Origin of the sequence: Streptomyces kanamyceticus, assembly GCF_008704495.1 — a bacterium.
Lineage (GTDB): Bacteria > Actinomycetota > Actinomycetes > Streptomycetales > Streptomycetaceae > Streptomyces > Streptomyces kanamyceticus.
The window spans coordinates 2697843-2714880 of sequence record NZ_CP023699.1 but is presented as its reverse complement, the minus strand read 5'-3'; the positions used below and the strand labels follow the sequence as shown (position 1 = coordinate 2714880).

The following is a 17038-nucleotide window of genomic DNA, read 5'->3' as shown; positions in this document are numbered from 1 at the left end:
GGTGCTCGGGGCAACCAGCCGGCCCGCCGCCCCCACACAGAGGGAGAAACGGACATGGGTGCCGAGCGGAGCACGGGTTCCGTGACACATCGGTCAGGCCCCTCGTCATGGGCCCGCCATTCCGGTACGGCGGCGATGGTGCTCGCGGCGGCCCTGTGGGGTCTGGGCGGCACGACGGCGGGCCAGCTCTTCGCGCGCGGCGCGGACCCGCTCGAAGTGGTGGAGGTCCGCACCTGGGTGGCCCTCGCCGGATTCGCCGCCCTCTATGCCGTACGACGCAGGCGCGAGAGGCCGGAGCTCGTGGCCCGGTCCCGGTCCCGGTCGGCGCGGCGCGTCGACCGGCGTGCGGTGCTCGGCTTCGGCATCGCCGTCGCGGTGTCGAACGCCGCGCTCTTCCTGGCCATCGACAAGCTGCCGGTGGCCGTGGCGCTGGTACTGCAGAACCTCGCTCCCGCCTTCGTCGTGGGCTGGGTGCTCCTGGTGACCCGCACGCTACCGAGTCCCCGCGTGGTCATCGGCCTGGTCGTCGCGCTCCTGAGCGTGGCCCTCGTCGTGGAGCTGCCCACCACCCCGCTCGGCGACATCGACGCGGTCGGCATCCTCCTCGGGCTGCTCGCGGGCGCCGGCGTCGCCGCCTTCTCCGTCCTCGGGGCGCGGGCCGCGGGCTCCGGCGGCACGCTCGTCGCCAACACCGGCGGCTTCACGGTCGCGGCCTTCGCCTGGCTCCTCTTCCAGCTGCCGCAGGGGCTGCCCGCGCTGTTCGAGCACCCCGCGCTGCTCGCGGGGGCCGTCGCGGTCGGGGTGTTCGGCACGTTCGTGCCCTTCCTGCTCTACGCGTGGGCGGCCGCGAGGGTCGGACCGCAGGCCGGTGCGGTGAACATCTCCCTCGAACCGCTGTTCGGCGCGGTGCTCGCCTGGATCTGGCTCGGGCAGGCGGTCACCCCGGTGCAGATCGTCGGCGGGCTCGTCCTCCTGGTCGCCGTCGTCTTCCTGCAGAGCAGCCGCAGCGCGGCCCCGCCGCCCGTACGGCCACCGACGGGCAAGGACCCAGCGGGTCCGCAGGACCGCCCCTCGCCCGATTCCCGCTCCGGCTTACTGCGGTCGGGGGCGTGATGAGCACATCGGCCTGCGGCACGGACGCCGCCCCCGCGCCCGCCGACGCCCCGGACCCCGCGGCGGCCGGGTCACCCGCGCCCCGGCCCGCCATGCAGATGCGGCTGCTCGGCCCGATGGAGGCGTCCCTCGGCGGCGAGCCGATGCTCCTGGGCGGTTCCCGCCAGCAGACGGTCCTCGCCGCGCTCGCCCTGGAGGCCAACCGGGTCATCCCGCTCGACCGCCTCATCAGAGCGGTCTGGGACGACGCCCCGCCGTCCACCGCGCGCTCCCAGATCCACATCTGCATCTCGGCGCTGCGCCGCATCCTCTCCGTCGGTGACGCACCGGTGATCGTGACCCGCTCGCCCGGCTACCTGCTCGCGCTGCCGCAGGACAACATCGACGCCCACTGGTTCGACAGCCTGGTCACCCAGGGCCGTGCGGCCGCGGGCCAGGGCCACACCGCGGCGGCCGCCGACAGCCTGCGCGAGGCACTGACGCTCTGGCGCGGCCCCGCCCTCTCCGGCATCCCGAGCCGCATCGTGCAGGCCGGTGCCACCAAGCTCGACGAGGCACGGATGGCCGCCACGGAGGAGCGCATCCGGCTCGACCTGCGGCTCGGCAGGCACCACGAGATCATCGGGGAACTCCACGCGCTGACCGCCGCCGAGCCCTTCAGGGAGACCCCGCAGGCCCAGCTCATGCTCGCCCTGTACCGCTCGGGGCGGCAGGCCGAGGCGCTGGAGACCTATCAGCGGGTGCGCGCCACGTTCGCCGCCGAGCTGGGCATCGAACCCGGCGAGGAACTGCGCAGGCTGCACCACGACATCCTCGCCCGGCACGCCCGCCTCGACCTCGCCGTCCAGCAGGCCGAACACGCGGGGGACCGCGCGCCGGGCCCCGTCGAGATCGTCAGCACACCCCGCCAACTGCCCGGCGGCATCGACGACTTCGTCGGCCGTACGCGCGAACTCGACCGGATCAGGGCCGCGTTGCTGCCCGACCCGGCAGGCGCCCCGGGCGCTCCCGCGCCGCCGCGCGTCATGGCCATCAGCGGCCAGGCGGGTGCGGGCAAGTCCACCCTCGCGGTGCGGGCCGCGCACGAGGTGTCCGAGGTCTTCGGCGACGGCCAGCTCTACGCCGACCTCGGCGGCTTCCGCGACCCCGCGCGCAGCGCCCACGAGGTGATGGGCGGTTTCCTGCGGGCGCTCGGCGTGGCCGCGCACGTCATCCCCGACGACGCCCGCGAGCGCACCGAGCTGTACCGCAGCAGGCTCGCCGCGGCCCGCGTCCTCATCGTCATCGACAACGCCGTCAGCGAGCAGCAGGTGACGCGGCTCTCGCCGGGCAGCGGCAGGTGCGCCGTCATCGCCACCAGCCGCTCCCGGTTCACCGGGCTGCCCGGCGCCCATCAGCTCGACCTCTGCGTGCTCGGCCGCAAGGAGTCCGAGGAGTTCCTCACCCGGATCCTCGGAGCCGAGCGCGCCGCCGCCGACCCCGCGGCGCTCGGCGCCCTGGCCCGCCGCTGCGGCGGCCTGCCGCTGGCCCTGCGGATCGCGGGCGCCCGGCTCGCGGCCCGCGCGCACTGGCCCGTGGGGCGCCTGGTGGAGCGGCTCGGCGACGAGGACCAGCTGCTCGGCGAGCTCGTCCACGGCGAACTCCAGTTCAGGGGCTGCCTCCAGGAGTCGTACGAGGCGCTCGACCCGGCCGCCCGCGCCCTCTTCCGCAGGCTGGCACTGCTCGAAGCGCCGGACTTCTCGGGGTGGATCGCCGCCGCGCTGTGCGACCGGAGCCTCCTGGAGGCGGAGGACCTCCTCGAAGCCCTGGTGGACGCCCGGCTCATCGAGGCGGGCAGCGGCGCCCGCGGCCAGGGCAGCCGCTACCGCTTCCCCGACCTGGTGCGCGCCTACGCCCGCGAGCGGCTGCGCCAGGAGGAACCGCAGGCCGAGCACCGCGCCGCCCTGCTCAGGACGCTGGGAACCTGGCTGGCCCTCGCCGAGGAGGCGCACCGCAAGGAGTACGGCGGCGACTTCCTCCTCGTGCACGGCGACGCGCCCCGCTGGCGGCTGCCCAAGGCGTTCACCGACCGGCTGCTGCGCAGGCCGATGGCCTGGCTGGAGAGCGAGCGGCGCTGCCTGACCGCCGCCGTACTGCAGGCGGCCGACCATCAACTTCCCGAACACTGCTGGGACTTGGCGCTCACCTCCACCACCCTCTTCGCCGCGGGCGGCCACTTCGCCGACTGGCGGCAGACCGCGAGCGCGGCGATCGGGGCCACCGAGCAGTACGAGATCCCGCGCGGCCGCGCCGCGAGCCACTACTCGATGGGCTCCCTGCACAGCGCCCAGGGCAGGCTCGACCAGGCGGCCGCGCACTTCGACACCGCGCTCGGCCTGTTCACCGCGCTCGGCGACGACCGCGGCGCGGGCCTCGTCCTCACCGCGCTCGGCGACGTCAGCCGCAGGCTCGGCCGCGACGCCACCGCCCTGCGGCAGTGGGCGGCGGGCCTGCGCGCGCTGTGCCGCGCGGGCGACCGGGTCGGCCAGGCGCGGGTCCTGTGCGCCATGGCGCGGGCCGGGATCGCGGCGGGCGACTACCCGCGGGCCCGGCGCCATCTCGTCAAGGCGCTCGGGGCCTGCCGCCGGGCCGGGTCCAGCAGGGCGGAGGCGCCCGTACGGCTGCTCTTCGGCCAACTTCATCTGCGCACCGGCAGGCTGGGCTCGGCCGAACGCGGATTCCACTGGGCGCTGCGCGTCGCGCGCGCCGACGGCGACCGGGCCTGTGAGGTGCGGGCCCTGCACGGCCTCGGCCTGGTGCGCAGGGGCCAGGGCAGGCCCGGCCCCGCAAGGACCGCCCTGAGCCAGGCGCTGGAACTGGCCAGGCAGACCGGCGACCGGGAACTCGTCGACCAGGTCGGGCGGTCACTGGTTGCACCCTCGCAGGCAGGAGAGCGGTCATGTCCCCCTTCCCACGACTCCGTCTGACCACCGGCGAAGCGGAGAGCGCCGTGCGGGGCCTCGATGCGGTCGATGTCGTACGGGAGGCGCTGACCATGCCGTCGGACGCCACGGGGGACGAATCGGTGATGAGCTTCGACGCCGCCGCGGACGAACTGCTCCTGTACGACCGCGTGACCCGGCAGGAGTGGCGGCTGCCCGCGTCGACCGCCGTCCGGCTCTGGCGGGCCTGCCTGTGCGCGGCCGCGGCCCGGGCCTTCGTCGCCCCCGGAGTGATCACGGCGGGCGTGATCGGCGCCGACGCCATGGACAACGCCTCGCTCGTCCTGCTCTCCCGCGCGCTGCCGGGCCTGAGCCACGTGGCGCTCTACGACGACGAGGCGCCGGGCCCCGACGGCGGGACCAGGCCGCCGCGCGACGTGCCCGGCGTACGCGACGTGCGCACCGTGCGCGGCGGTGACGACGTGGTGGCGCTCGCCCTGATGCGCAGCGCGCGGGAGGCGCTGCTCGGCGCGGACCTGGTGGTGCTCGCCTCCAACGCCACGTGCGTGGCGGGGGAGTGGCTGGCCCGGGGCACGGTCCTGGTCAACGCGACGGCGCAGGACGTCACCGACGACCTGCACAAGGAAGTCGCGCACCTCGTCGTCGACGACCCCCGGCTGCTGTCCCTCGCGCCGGGGCGGCGGGCGGCGCGGATGGCCGAACCACCCACCAGACTCGGCCAGTTGCTCGGCGTCGGCGCGGTGTTGCGCCGCCACCGCGACGACACGGTCCTCGTCGACCTCTACGGCGCGGGGCTGCACCAGCAGTGGTTCGTCACCCGGCTCTGCCGCTCGGCCCACGTGCGTGGCCTGGGCAGACGCTGCGGCCGATAGCCACGGCACGGTTACCGGCCTTTTCCCATCGCGGGCCGATAGCCCACGGATAGTCCTCCCTCCTGGAATCGGATGCGGCGCGTTACTGCCGCATCCGATTTCTGCTTCACCCACCACAAGAGGGAGGTCGTGGCATGACCACGGTCGACGAGCAGCGAACAGACGAGCAGCGAACAGCGGTCTTCCGTCCCGCGGGCACCCCCGAAGGGCTCGAAGACCTGCGCACCCTGGTCAACACGGCGATCGACACCCTGCGCGACGCCCATCTCGTACGCGGAGGGCCCGTGCTGCCCGGCGGCCCGCCCGCCGTCGCCGAGGCCGCCCGGCGCGCGCTGGAGGGGCCGCTGTTGCCCGAGCGCCCCCAGGCGCCCGACGAGGTGTTCCGCGAGCTGATCGCGGCGTACGCGAACTGGGCGGTCGACCTCACGCATCCGGCCGCCGTGGCCAGGATGCAGTGCCCGCCGACCTCCGTGGCGATCGCCGCCGAACTGGTCACCGCCACCCTCAACCAGTCGCTGCACGCCTGGGAGAGCGGCCCCTTCGCCCTCGAACTGGAGCGGTACGTGGTGCGCGAGCTCGCCGAACTCGCGGGCTACGGAACGGAGTCGGGCGGCACGCTCACCGCGGGCGGCTCCCTCTCCAACCTCATGGCGGTCCTCGCCGCGCGCGACAGCGTGGTGACCACCCCGGCGGGCGGCACCCCCTTCGCCGATGGGCTCGCGAACCTGGGGCGCCGCCCCGTGATCCTCTGCTCCGACGCCACCCACTTCTCGATCGGCCGCGCCGTGGGCATTACCGGCATCGGCGAGGACGCGATCCTGCGGGCGCCCGCCGACCCCACCGGGCGTCTGATCCCCGACGAGCTCGACCGCATGCTGGCCGAACTCCCCGCCGACACCGTGCCCGTGGCGATCATCGCCTGCGCGGGCTCCACCGACGAGGGCTGGGTCGACCCGCTCCCCGAACTGGTCGCGGTGGCCCGCAAGTACGGCGTGTGGCTGCACGTCGACGCGGCGTACGGCGGCGGCATGCTGCTCTCGCCCCGGCTGCGCGGGCGCCTGGCAGGGATCGCGGACGCCGACTCCATCACGATGGACCTGCACAAGTTCGGCTGGACCCCGGCGTCCACCGGCGTCTTCCTGGTGCGCAGCGCCCGCTCCCTGGACGCGCTCTCCCAGCAGACCACCACGCTCAACGCCGACGACGACAAGGCGGCGGGCTACTACGGCCTGTACGCCGACTCCGTCCAGGCCACCCGCAGGGTCGACGCCCTCAAGGTCGCGGTGACCCTGCGCTCCCACGGCAGGGACGGCATGGCGGAACTGGTCGACCGCTGCCACGAACTCGCCGGGCACGCGGCGGAGCGGGTCGCCGCGGAGCCGCGCCTGGAACTCGCCGCGGCGCCCGCGCTCAGCACCGTGCTGCTCCGCTGGGCCCAGGACCCCGACCTGGAGCGCGCCGACGCCTTCAACGGCGCCCTGCGGCGGCGCCTGATGTCCGACGGCACCGCCCTGCTCGCCCGTACCCGCGTCCCGCGCGCGGACGGCACGAACCCGGTCTTCCTCAAGCTGATGCTGCTCAACCCCGCCACCACCACGGAGCAGTTGGACCTCGTCGTCGCCGGGATCGTCGCCACGGCCGAGGCGATGGAGGCGGAGTCCGCGGGGACGGCCGCCGCGCAGGACCGTCCCGTACCGGATCACGGAGGGGCGTGACCGTGTACGTCGCCGAATCCGGTCCCTTTCCCGGGGCGCCGGGCAGCGTCCCGGCCATCGACAGCGGCGTCCGGGACTCCATGCGGGTGCGGCCCGCCTTCCTCGCCCTGCCCCTGACCCTCCTGACGGGCAAACCCCACACGGGACAGCGTCCGTTGCGGATCCCGCCCACCGTCCACCTCGTCAACGCCCTGTGCTCCATGGTCTGCGGGCTCGCCCTCAGCGGCACCGCGCTGGCCCTCGGCGGCGGGGCGCTCGCCCTGCTGCTGCCCGGCTGGGCGATGACCCTGCACGGCATGCGCAATCTACGGATGATGATCTTCCACCAGTGCGCGCACCGGAACATGTGGGCCCGCAGACGCCCCGACCGCGCCGTCGGCCGGATCATCTGCGCCCTGCTCCTGATCCAGCACTTCGAGGAGTACAGCACCGAACACGTCAGGGACCACCACGCGGTCCACCACATGACGCTGCGCGACCCCACCGTGCAGGCCTTCCTGCTCAGCCTCGAACTGCGGCCCGGCATGAGCCGCCGCCGGATGTGGCGCGTGCTGCTCGGCAAGCTGGTCTCGCCACTGTTCCACCTGCGCTTCCTGCGCTCGCGCCTGCGGTCGTACGCGGCCACCGCGTCGGCGGCGGAGCGCGTCGCGGCCGTCCTGTTCCTCGCGCTGGTCGCGGGGCTCGCGAACTGGCTGCACGCCTGGACGTTCGTGCTGGTCGCCTGGGTGCTGCCGCTGACCTTCTTCTACCAGGTGAGCAATACGCTCCGGCTCTGCGTCAAGCACACGTTCCCTGCCCCCGGCGGCGCCGAGAGCGGCGACCGGCGCGGCAAGGCGTACTTCGCGGGCCTGACCAACGCGATCTTCCTCGGGGAGCGGGCGCCCGCACGGGAGTTGACGGGCCCCGCAGCCCTCCTCGCCTGGACCCGCTGGTGGACGCGGATGCTTCTGGTGCACTTCCCCGCGCGCTATCTGGTCCTCACCGGCGACACCGTCTGCCACGACTTCCACCACCGGCATCCGATGAGCCGCCGCTGGGGCGACTACGTCTTCGCGCGCGCCGCCGACGAACGCTCGGGCCACCCCGGCTGGCCGCCCTACCGGGAGGTGTGGGGCCTGGTGCCCGCCGTCAACGCCGTCTTCGACTCGCTGGCCGCGGCGGACCCGGCGGAGTTCGACGTGGAGCGCCTGGCCGACGTCAGCAAGCGCAAGCTCTATGCCGCGTTCGACGACTGAGACGACTGAGACGACTGAGACGACTGAGACGACTGAGGGGAACACCATGGACGACGCCGCAGAACCGCCCGCCCGCACCGTGCTCCTCGGCGTGGCCGAGAGCGACGCCCACGCCGTGGCCAACCGGCTGATCGAGATGCAGCTGCGCCGACACGGCATCGACGTGATCAACCTCGGCGTGTGCACCCCGCTGCGCGAGTTCGCCGAGGCGTTCGCCGCGCACCCGACCGCCGAGGCCGTCATCATCGGCAGCCTGAACGGCCACGCACAGGAGGACCTGCGCGACCTGCCGCGACTGCGCGCCGCCGGGCACATCGCCTGCCCGGTGATCGTGGGCGGCAACCTCTCCGTCGGCAGCCACAAGAGCGAGGACGACGACGAACGCAGGCTGCGCGCTCTCGGCGTGGACCACGTCCTGAGCGACGCCACCCAACTCCCGATCCTGCTCGACCTGTTGGCGGGGGCGCGGCTCGCCACCGGGCCCGGCGAGCCGGGCGGGGGAGTCCACCGTGTCCTGGCTCGATGAACTCGACGTGGGGCGCGGCGAACTGGACACGGCGTGCGGCGGCGCCGAGCTGCCGCCCGCCGCCGAGTCCGTCGCGTACCTGCGCGGCAGCCGCAAGCCCGCGGTGGCGCAGGTGCTGCGCGCCGCGGACCGCGACGCGCGCACCGTCGTCCAGCCGCGCTGCGGCGTGGGCGGGCACGCGCCGATGCTCGGTCTCCTTCGCACCCTGCGCGGGGCCCGCCCCGGCGTCCTCTCGGTGACCATCGACGCCTATACGAGGCTGGGGCGGTTCGGGACCGCACGGCGGGTCCTCGACACCGATCCCGCGGGCCTCAACGGCTATCCGCTGGTCGCCCACGGCTGGCGGCGCGGCCGCGAGCTGAACGAGGCGGTGGGGGTGCCGCTGGAGATCAGGCACGGCTCCCCGGACGCCCGGGTGCTGTTCGCCGTGGCGATCTCCTCCGGCATCTCCTCCTTCGAGGGCGGCGGCATCGCGTACAACCTGCCGTACTCGAAGGACGTGCCGCTCGCCCGCTCGCTGCGCGCCTGGCAGCGGGTGGACGCGGCCTGCGGGCGCCTCGCCGAGGACGGGGTGATCGTCGACCGCGAGCTGTTCGGCACCCTCACGGCGGTGCTCGTGCCGCCATCGCTCAGCCTCGCGGTCACCCTTCTGGAAGCCGTCGCGGCGGCCCGCGAGGGGGTGCGCTGCCTCTCCATCGCGTATCCGCAGGGCGGCGACGCCCACCAGGACGTCGCCGCGCTGCGTTCGATCAGGGTGCTCGCGCGGCGCCATCTGCCCGCGTCGGTCGAGGTCTATCCGGTCCTGCACGAGTTCATGGGCGTCTTCCCGCGGGACCGGGAGACCGCCGACGCGCTGGTCCGCTACGGCGGTCTGGTGGCCCGGCTCGGTGGCGCCGTCAAGGTCATCAACAAGACCCACCAGGAGTCCTCGGGCGTTCCGGACGGCCCCGCCAACGCGCACGGCATCCGTACCGCGGCGTGCGGCGTCGCGGACGCGGCGGACTGCGCGGACCTCGACGAGGCCCGGGTGCGGGAGGAGATGTACTGGATCCAGCGCGAGGTGACCGAGCTGGTCGCGCCGGTGCTCCAGGGCAGTAGCCTGCTCGACGACATCGCGGCCGCCTTCCGCGCGGGCACCCTCGACATCCCGTTCAGCGCCAGCAGACACGCGCGCTCGGCGGTGCTGCCCGCGCGCGAACCCGGCGGCGCCGTGCGCTACTTGGACCCGGGCGGGCTGCCCTTCTCCCCGGGGACCCGCAGGTTCCACGCCGGGCGGCTGCGCGGCCACCGCGACGCGCGGAACCTGCTGGAAGGCATCACCGCCGACATCGACTACTTCCTCACCGAGGAAGGCCGCGCGAGCACCACGTCCCTTCGTGCCACCGGAGCCACAGGAGTGAGGACACCGTGACCACACACCCTTCGCACGTCCGCGACGCGGCGCGCGCCGCCGAGTCACCGCAGCGGGCCGAGGAGATCAGGGCGGCGGACCGCGCGCACGTCTTCCACTCCTGGTCGGCGCAGCGGCACATCGATCCGCTGCCCGTCGCGGGCGGCAAGGGGTCGTACTTCTGGGACCACGAGGGCCGCAGTTACCTCGATCTGGCCTCGCAGTTCGTCAACCTCAACATCGGGCACGGCCACCCCGCGGTGATCGAGGCCGTCGAGCGGCAGGCCCGGCAGCTGTGCACCGTCGCCCCGACCTTCGCCAGCGAGCCGCGCGGTACGGCGGCGCGGCTGATCTCCGATCTCGCGCCCGGCGACCTGGACCGGGTCTTCTTCACCAACGGCGGCGCGGAGGCCAACGAACACGCCGTCCGCATGGCCCGGTTGACGACGGGCCGCCCCAAGATCCTCGCCGCCTACCGCTCCTACCACGGGGCCACCGCCACGACCATCAACCTGACCGGCGACCCCCGCCGCTGGCCCAGCGACAACGGCACCGCGGGCGTCGCGCACTTCTTCGGCCCCTTCCTCTACCGCTCGCCCTTCCACGCCACGACCGAGCGCGAGGAGTGCGAACGGGCCCTGGACCACCTGGAGTCGACGATCGTGATGGAGGGGCCATCGACGATCGCCGCGGTGATCATCGAGCCGGTGGTGGGCACCGGGGGAGTCATCGTGCCGCCCGAGGGCTATCTCGCGAGCGTCCGCGAGCTCTGCGACGAGCACGGCATCCTCATGATCGCGGACGAGGTGATGACGGGGTTCGGGCGCACGGGCAGCTGGTTCGCGGTCGACAACTGGGGTGTGAAACCGGACCTGTTGACCTTCGCCAAGGGTGTCAACTCCGGGTACGTCCCGCTGGGCGGCGTGCTCATCTCCGAGCGCGTGGCCGCACAGTTCGACGACAGGCCCTATCCGGGCGGACTGACGTACTCGGGCCATCCGCTGGCCTGCGCGGCCGCCGTCGCCACGCTGGAGGCCATGGCGGCGGAGGGCATGGTCGAGCACGCGGCGTGGCTCGGCGAGCACGTCCTCGGCCCCGGTCTGCGCGAACTGGCCGAGCGGCACCCTTCGGTGGGCGAGGTGCGCGGCCTCGGCGTCATGTGGGCCCTTGAGCTGGTGCGCGACCGGGACAGCCGCGAGATGCTCGTGCCGTACGCGGCGGCGCCCGCGGACGCCGAGCCGGTGAACCAGGTCATGGCCGCCTGCCGCAAGCGCGGCGTGTGGCCGTTCGCCACGGCCAACCGCATCCATGTGGTCCCGCCGTGCAATCTGAGCGAGGCGGAGGCGCGGGACGGGCTCGCCGTGCTCGACGAGGCGTTGTGCGTGGCGGACGCGTATACGACCTGAGAGGTCCTGGGCGGGCGTCTCAGGCGGGCGTCTCAGGCTGGAGGCGGGAGTCGGCGCGCTATCCCCGGATAGGCGACGACCAGGCCCGCTTCGTCGAACTCCAGGTCGGAGACGTACGTCCCGGAGGCGTAGCGCACCGTGGCCCCGCCGTCCCCGGCGCGGCCGAGGTGCGTGTACGTCTGCCGGGACGGGCGGACCGTGAGGTCGGGTACGGACACCCAGGCCATCAGGAAGTCCCGCTGCCCCGCGCCCCGGTGGAGCCCGTGGCGGAGCACCGGCATCGTGTTGGTCAGCGGGCAGAGGCCGAGGTCGCAGTCGAGCGCGCCGTCGACGAGCGGCAGCGGCGAGCCGTTCGCGGTCCAGCTGTCGCCGTCCCTGCGCAGGTCCAGGCTCCGGGTTCCCGCGGCGTCCTCGGCGGTGACCTGGAGCCGCCGGGTGACGAACTCCTCGTCGGTGTCGAGCTCGTAGCTGAGCCAGTAGGGGTGCGGGACGGTGCCGACCGCGCGCCCCCGGGCCCGCAGCGCGCTCCCGGTGAGTTCGACCCAGGCCGTCTCCAGCCCTCCGCTCTCCTCGTTCTGCCAGGTCAGCACGGACTGCCGCATACCCATCTGTCTCTCCCGGTTCAGTCCACGCTGCGGAGCAGGCCCTCGACCTTTTCGAGGCGGTGGCCGAGCTCGACGAGCTGCAGACGGTTCGCTTCCTGCTCGGATCTGGCGCGTTCCACGGCCTCGCGGTAGCCGTGCATGGCCTCGGCGTACTGGCGGTCGCGCTCGCGGTTGCGCTGCGACTGGAAGTAGGCGACCGCGACGACCGCGCCGGCGAGTATCAGGAAAAAGGCGACCGGAATGATCACGTCTTCCACTAGGACGTCCCCCTTGATGAGTGCTGTTCGTCGTCGCCCGCCTGGTCCTGTCGGAGGGCGGCGATGATCGTATCCACATTCAACTGCACGTCGAACGGCGCCAGTTCGAAGTACTTGAGCGCCTTGCCGTCCTCCGAGAGCTCCAGGCGGCCCACGACGAGACCGGCCTTCTCCATGCGTTCGAGGTGCATGTAGAGCAGGGGGCGGGACACGCCGAGCCGCCGGGCCAGTTCGCTGACGTACAGCTGTCCGGCGGCGAGCTCGTTGATGATCCGGATGCGCTGCGCGTGGCCGACCGCCGCGAGGAAGGCCAGTAGCTCCTCGCTGTTCATGGCGCCCATGGCCCGCCTTCGCGCTGTTCCCGAAACCTGTCAGTCAAGGCTTACGCATGACGGGATCCACTGTCAATCCGCCGCTCGTCCGGCTCCCCGCAGCTCCGAATGACAGTTGACGGCTTGTTCCTTCACCTGTCAGTCTCCACTTACACATGAAGGCGTGAATGTACGTGGACGTACGAAGGGGCGGGACGAACATGAGGAAGCGATCGGCCACGGTGCGCGTGGCCCGATGGAGCGCGCTGCACCCGTGGCGGGCGATCATCGGCTGGCTGGTCTTCGTGGTGCTGTGCCTCGGGGGCGGGATCGCCGCGGGGATGAACAGCGCGACGTCGGAGGACTTCCGCGTCGGCGAGGCGGGCAGGGCCGAGGCCCTGGCGACCGAGGGCGGCGTCCCGCTGCGGTCCACGGAGCACGTGCTGATCCGCGCGGAGTCGGGCCCCCTGGACGAGGCGGCGGCCGCCGCGGCGGTCAAGGACGTCACCGCCCGGATGAAGGCGCTGCCCGAGGTCGCCGCAGTCGCGGCCCCGGTGCGCTCCGCCGACGGACGCGTGCTGCGGGTCCAGGTGGAGCTGAACGGCTCGGAGCAGGACGACCAGAAGAACGTCCCGCCGCTCCAGGCCCAGACCGCGGAGGCCGCCAAGGCCCACCCGGACCTGGTGATCGAGGAGACCGGCGACGCCTCCGTGAGCAAGGGCGTCGACGACCAGCGCAACAAGGACCTGCAGTTCTCCGAGGCGATCACGCTGCCCGTCACGCTGATCACGCTGGCCGTGGTCTTCGGCTCGGTCGTCATGGTCGGCGTACCGCTGCTGCTCGCGATCACCTCGATCGTGGCGACCATGGGCCTGGCGATGCTGGCCTCGCACCTGCTGCCCGACACCGGCGTCGGGATGAGCATGATCCTGCTCATCGGCATGGCCGTCGGCGTCGACTACACGCTCTTCTACCTCAAGCGCGAACGCGAGGAACGGGCCCGCGCGGGCGGCCGCCTCACCTCCGAGGCGCTCGTCGAGGCCGCCGCCGCGACGGCGGGCCGCGCGATCGTCGTCTCCGGACTCGCCGTGATCGTCTCCACCACCGCGCTCTTCCTGGCCCGCGACGTCATCTTCGACTCCCTCGCGACCGGCACCATCCTGGTCGTCGCGGTGGCCGTGGTCAGCTCGGTGACGGTGCTGCCCGCGCTCCTGGTCACGCTCGGCCACCGCGCCGAGCGCCGCAGGGCCAGGCGCCTCGCGCGGGGCAAGTCGGTGCGGCCGTACGCCGAGAAGAAGCCGGGCCGCGCGTGGAACGCGCTGCTCGCCCCAGCCCGCAAGCGCCCCGCGCTCACCCTGTGCCTGGCGGCCCTCGCCATGGTGGGGCTCGCGCTGCCCGCGCTCGACATGAACCTCAAGAACCCGGCGCGGGACAGCTTCTCGCGCGACATCGAGGCGATGAAGGGGTACGACAGGCTGCTCGACGCCTTCCCCGAGCAGCGCGTGCGGCACCTGGTCGTGGTGCGGGCCGAGGCGTCGCAGGCCGGTGACGTGCGCGAGGCCCTGACGCGGCTGGACCGCGACGCGCAGGCCGACCCGCTCTTCGCGCACTCCTCCGCCGCTCCGGTCCTGCGCTCCTCAGAGGACCGGAGGACCACGACACTGGAGCTGAACACCGCCCACCCGACGTACTCCGAGCAGGCCGAAGCCTCGCTCGGTCACCTCCGCGACGACTATCTCCCCGCCACCGTCGGCAAGCTGCCCGGCGTCGAGACGGCCGTCACCGGCGAGGTGCCGCGCGGCATGGACTACGTCGAACACCAGAACGAGAAGCTGCCGCTCGTGCTCGGCTTCCTGCTCCTGATGACCTTCGCCATGACGGTCTACGCCTTCCGCTCGATCGTCCTCGGGCTGCTCAGCGCCGTCCTCAACCTGCTCTCCGTCGGGTCCGCGCTCGGTCTGCTCGTCCTCGTCTTCCAGGGCCACTGGGCCGAGGGCCTGCTCAACTTCGACTCGCTCGACGGGATCTCCTCGCGCGTCCCGCTCTTCCTCTTCGTGATCCTCTTCGGGCTCTCGATGGACTACCAGGTCTTCGTGGTCAGCAGGATCCGCGAGGCGGCCCTGAACGGCGTGCCCACGCGGCAGGCGGTCCTCGACGGCATCGCGTCCTCCGCCAAGGTCGTCACCAGCGCGGCGATCGTCATGGTCACCGTCTTCGCGAGCTTCGTGATGCTGCACATCCTGGAGATGAAGCAGATGGGCTTCGTCCTCGCGGCGGCCGTCCTGCTCGACGCGTTCGTGATCCGCGTCATGATCCTGCCCGCCGCGCTGCTCCTCCTCGGCCGCGCCACCTGGTGGCCGTCCGGCGCGATCCGGCGTGCGCAGGCCCGTGCCGCGGCACGGCACGCGGGGCCCGGCGGCTTCGCGGAACGTCCGCTTTCCGGTCAGTCGGAGGGGCGCAGGGTGGCTCAGAACGGATAACCGGAGCAGTTGGGGGGTGGTGGGTGGGCGGGCACCCATTCGAACGCTTACGATCCTCTGCGTGTCCAAACTGACCGACGTGCCCAAACGGATCCTCATCGGGCGCGCACTGCGCAGTGATCGGCTCGGAGAAACGCTCCTGCCGAAGCGCATCGCACTCCCCGTCTTCGCGTCCGACCCGCTCTCCTCCGTGGCCTACGCGCCGGGAGAGGTACTCCTCGTCCTCTCCATCGCGGGTGTGTCGGCCTACCACTTCAGCCCGTGGATCGCCGTCGCGGTCGTGGTGCTGATGTTCACCGTCGTGGCGTCGTACCGACAGAACGTGCGCGAATATCCGAGCGGTGGTGGCGACTACGAGGTCGCCAACACCAACCTCGGCCCCAGGGCCGGACTCACCGTCGCGAGCGCCCTGCTCGTCGACTACGTCCTGACCGTGGCCGTGTCGATCTCCTCGGGCATCGAGAACCTCGGCTCCGCGGTCCCCTTCGTCGTGGAGCACAAGGTGCTCTGCGCGGTGGCGGTCATCGTGCTGCTCACGCTGATGAACCTGCGCGGCGTGAAGGAGTCCGGGAAGCTCTTCGCCATCCCGACGTACGTCTTCGTGGCCGGTGTCTTCATCATGATCGCGTGGGGCGCCTTCCGGGGCCTGGTCCTCGACGACACGATGCGGGCACCGACCGCCGACTACGAGATCAAGCCCGAGCACCAGGGCCTGGCCGGCTTCGCCCTCGTCTTCCTGCTCCTGAGGGCCTTCTCCTCCGGCTGTGCCGCCCTCACCGGCGTCGAGGCGATCAGCAACGGCGTGCCCGCCTTCCGCAAGCCGAAGTCCAAGAACGCCGCGACGACGCTGGCGCTCATGGGCGGCCTCGCCGTCACGATGTTCTGCGGCATCATCGCGCTCGCCATGGTGACCAAGGTGCGGATGGCGGAAGTCCCGGGCAAGGACCTGTTCGACAACGGCGTCCCCCTCGGCTCCGACTACGTCCAGAACCCGGTGATCTCCCAGGTCGCCGAGGCGGTCTTCGGCCACGGCAGCTTCCTCTTCATGATCCTCGCCGCCGCCACGGCCCTCGTCCTCTTCCTCGCGGCCAACACCGCGTACAACGGCTTCCCGCTGCTCGGCTCGATCCTCGCCCAGGACCGCTACCTGCCGCGCCAGCTGCACACCCGCGGCGACCGCCTGGCGTTCTCCAACGGCATCGTGCTGCTCGCGGGCGCCGCGGCCCTGCTCGTCGTCATCTACGGCGCCGACTCGACCCGCCTCATCCAGCTCTACATCGTCGGCGTCTTCGTCTCCTTCACGCTCAGCCAGATCGGCATGGTCCGGCACTGGAACCGCCACCTGGCCAAGGAGAAGGACCCGAACAAGCGCCGCCACATGATCCGCTCGCGCGCGATCAACACCTTCGGCGCCTTCTTCACCGGCCTCGTCCTGGTCGTCGTCCTGGTCACCAAGTTCACCCACGGTGCCTGGGTCGCGCTGCTCGGCATGTGCATCTTCTACGCGACGATGACGGCCATCCGCCGCCACTACGACCGCGTGGCCGAGGAGATCGCCGCCCCGGAGACCCCCAACGACGACACCGTGCGCCCGTCCCGGGTCCACTCGATCGTCCTGGTCTCCAAGATCCACCGCCCGACGCTGCGCGCCCTCGCGTACGCGAAGCTGATGCGCTCGCACACCCTCGAAGCCCTCAGCATCAACGTCGACCCGGCGGAGACCAAGGCCCTCAAGGAGGAGTGGGAGCGGCGCGGCATCACCGTCCCCCTGAAGGTCCTCGACTCGCCCTACCGCGAGATCACGCGCCCGATCATCGAATACGTGAAGAACCTGCGCCGCGAGAGCCCGCGCGACGTGGTCAGCGTGATCATCCCCGAGTACGTGGTGGGCCACTGGTACGAGCACCTGCTGCACAACCAGAGCGCGCTGCGACTCAAGGGCCGCCTGCTCTTCACGCCGGGCGTGATGGTGACGTCCGTCCCCTACCAGCTGGACTCCTCCGAGGCCGCGAAGAAGCGGGCCCGCAGGCGCTCGGAGTGGAGCGCGCCGGGTGCGGTGCGACGGGGCCCGGTGGAGAAGCTGCCGAAGCGCGCGAAGGAACAGAACAAGAAGGAGCCGAGCAAGAGGTCCTGATCTTCTCAAGGCTCGGGCTGATCCTTTTGGTCAGGCGGCCGGACGACACCCA

Annotated in this window: 13 protein-coding genes; 10 read left to right on the top strand and 3 right to left on the bottom strand. The window is 72.5% G+C overall.

Annotated elements, in window-relative coordinates:
* Nucleotides 1-81 precede the first annotated feature (81 nt).
* From CP970_RS10725 to CP970_RS10690, 8 genes are all read left to right on the top strand, one after another.
* Nucleotides 82-1113: an EamA family transporter gene (locus CP970_RS10725; RefSeq protein ID WP_169801252.1), complete on the top strand. Its 1032-nt coding sequence runs from the start codon at nt 82-84 to the stop codon at nt 1111-1113.
* Nucleotides 1113-4079, top strand: coding sequence for an AfsR/SARP family transcriptional regulator (locus CP970_RS10720; protein WP_055551004.1), 2967 nt, complete (start codon nt 1113-1115; stop codon nt 4077-4079). The genes CP970_RS10725 and CP970_RS10720 overlap by 1 nt, the downstream gene beginning before the upstream one ends.
* Nucleotides 4052-4927: a hypothetical protein gene (locus CP970_RS10715; protein ID WP_055551002.1), complete on the top strand. Its 876-nt coding sequence runs from the start codon at nt 4052-4054 to the stop codon at nt 4925-4927. Before CP970_RS10720 ends, CP970_RS10715 begins: the two co-directional genes overlap by 28 nt.
* A 134-nt stretch (nt 4928-5061) precedes the next feature.
* A complete protein-coding gene (locus tag CP970_RS10710; protein WP_079043739.1) occupies nt 5062-6642 on the top strand; it encodes a pyridoxal phosphate-dependent decarboxylase family protein in 1581 nt (526 codons plus the stop codon).
* Nucleotides 6639-7877 carry a fatty acid desaturase gene (locus CP970_RS10705; RefSeq protein ID WP_224058360.1) on the top strand — a complete coding sequence of 413 codons (1239 nt, stop codon included), beginning with the start codon at nt 6639-6641 and terminating at the stop codon, nt 7875-7877. Before CP970_RS10710 ends, CP970_RS10705 begins: the two co-directional genes overlap by 4 nt.
* Before the next feature lie 46 nt (nt 7878-7923).
* Nucleotides 7924-8403 carry a cobalamin-dependent protein gene (locus tag CP970_RS10700; protein ID WP_055551000.1) on the top strand — a complete coding sequence of 160 codons (480 nt, stop codon included), beginning with the start codon at nt 7924-7926 and terminating at the stop codon, nt 8401-8403.
* On the top strand, nt 8387-9814 hold the full coding sequence (locus tag CP970_RS10695; RefSeq protein WP_055550998.1) for a methylaspartate mutase: 1428 nt from the start codon (nt 8387-8389) through the stop codon (nt 9812-9814). The genes CP970_RS10700 and CP970_RS10695 overlap by 17 nt, the downstream gene beginning before the upstream one ends.
* Entirely contained in the window at nt 9811-11199 is a 1389-nt protein-coding gene (locus CP970_RS10690; protein WP_079043738.1) for an aspartate aminotransferase family protein, read from the top strand. The genes CP970_RS10695 and CP970_RS10690 overlap by 4 nt, the downstream gene beginning before the upstream one ends.
* Nucleotides 11200-11231: 32 nt before the next feature.
* Here CP970_RS10690 and CP970_RS10685 read toward each other — a convergent pair whose 3' ends face one another.
* From CP970_RS10685 to CP970_RS10675, 3 genes are read right to left on the bottom strand one after another with little or no spacing between them, the layout of a single operon-like run.
* Nucleotides 11232-11807, bottom strand: a complete 576-nt coding sequence (locus CP970_RS10685; protein WP_224058358.1) for a putative glycolipid-binding domain-containing protein — start codon at nt 11805-11807, stop codon at nt 11232-11234.
* Between the two features lie 14 nt (nt 11808-11821).
* Complete coding sequence (locus CP970_RS10680) at nt 11822-12061, bottom strand: hypothetical protein (RefSeq protein ID WP_055550992.1); 240 nt, start codon at nt 12059-12061, stop codon at nt 11822-11824.
* Nucleotides 12061-12393 (bottom strand): ArsR/SmtB family transcription factor, encoded by a 333-nt coding sequence (locus tag CP970_RS10675; protein ID WP_055551034.1) that lies wholly within the window; start codon nt 12391-12393, stop codon nt 12061-12063. The genes CP970_RS10680 and CP970_RS10675 overlap by 1 nt, the downstream gene beginning before the upstream one ends.
* Before the next feature lie 200 nt (nt 12394-12593).
* Between CP970_RS10675 and CP970_RS10670 the strand changes: the two genes are divergently transcribed.
* Nucleotides 12594-14852 carry an MMPL family transporter gene (locus CP970_RS10670; protein WP_079043743.1) on the top strand — a complete coding sequence of 753 codons (2259 nt, stop codon included), beginning with the start codon at nt 12594-12596 and terminating at the stop codon, nt 14850-14852.
* 61 nt (nt 14853-14913) lie between these two features.
* Complete coding sequence (locus tag CP970_RS10665; protein WP_055550990.1) at nt 14914-16986, top strand: APC family permease; 2073 nt, start codon at nt 14914-14916, stop codon at nt 16984-16986.
* The last annotated feature ends 52 nt before the right edge of the window (nt 16987-17038 follow it).

Coding starts and splice junctions, on each gene's coding strand:
- CP970_RS10720 (WP_055551004.1), top strand. CDS start 1,113: ATGAGCACATCGGCCTGCGGCACGGACGCCGCCCCCGCGCCCGCCGAC.
- CP970_RS10715 (WP_055551002.1), top strand. CDS start 4,052: ATGTCCCCCTTCCCACGACTCCGTCTGACCACCGGCGAAGCGGAGAGC.
- CP970_RS10710 (WP_079043739.1), top strand. CDS start 5,062: ATGACCACGGTCGACGAGCAGCGAACAGACGAGCAGCGAACAGCGGTC.
- CP970_RS10700 (WP_055551000.1), top strand. CDS start 7,924: ATGGACGACGCCGCAGAACCGCCCGCCCGCACCGTGCTCCTCGGCGTG.
- CP970_RS10685 (WP_224058358.1), bottom strand. CDS start 11,807: ATGGGTATGCGGCAGTCCGTGCTGACCTGGCAGAACGAGGAGAGCGGA.
- CP970_RS10675 (WP_055551034.1), bottom strand. CDS start 12,393: ATGAACAGCGAGGAGCTACTGGCCTTCCTCGCGGCGGTCGGCCACGCG.
- CP970_RS10670 (WP_079043743.1), top strand. CDS start 12,594: ATGAGGAAGCGATCGGCCACGGTGCGCGTGGCCCGATGGAGCGCGCTG.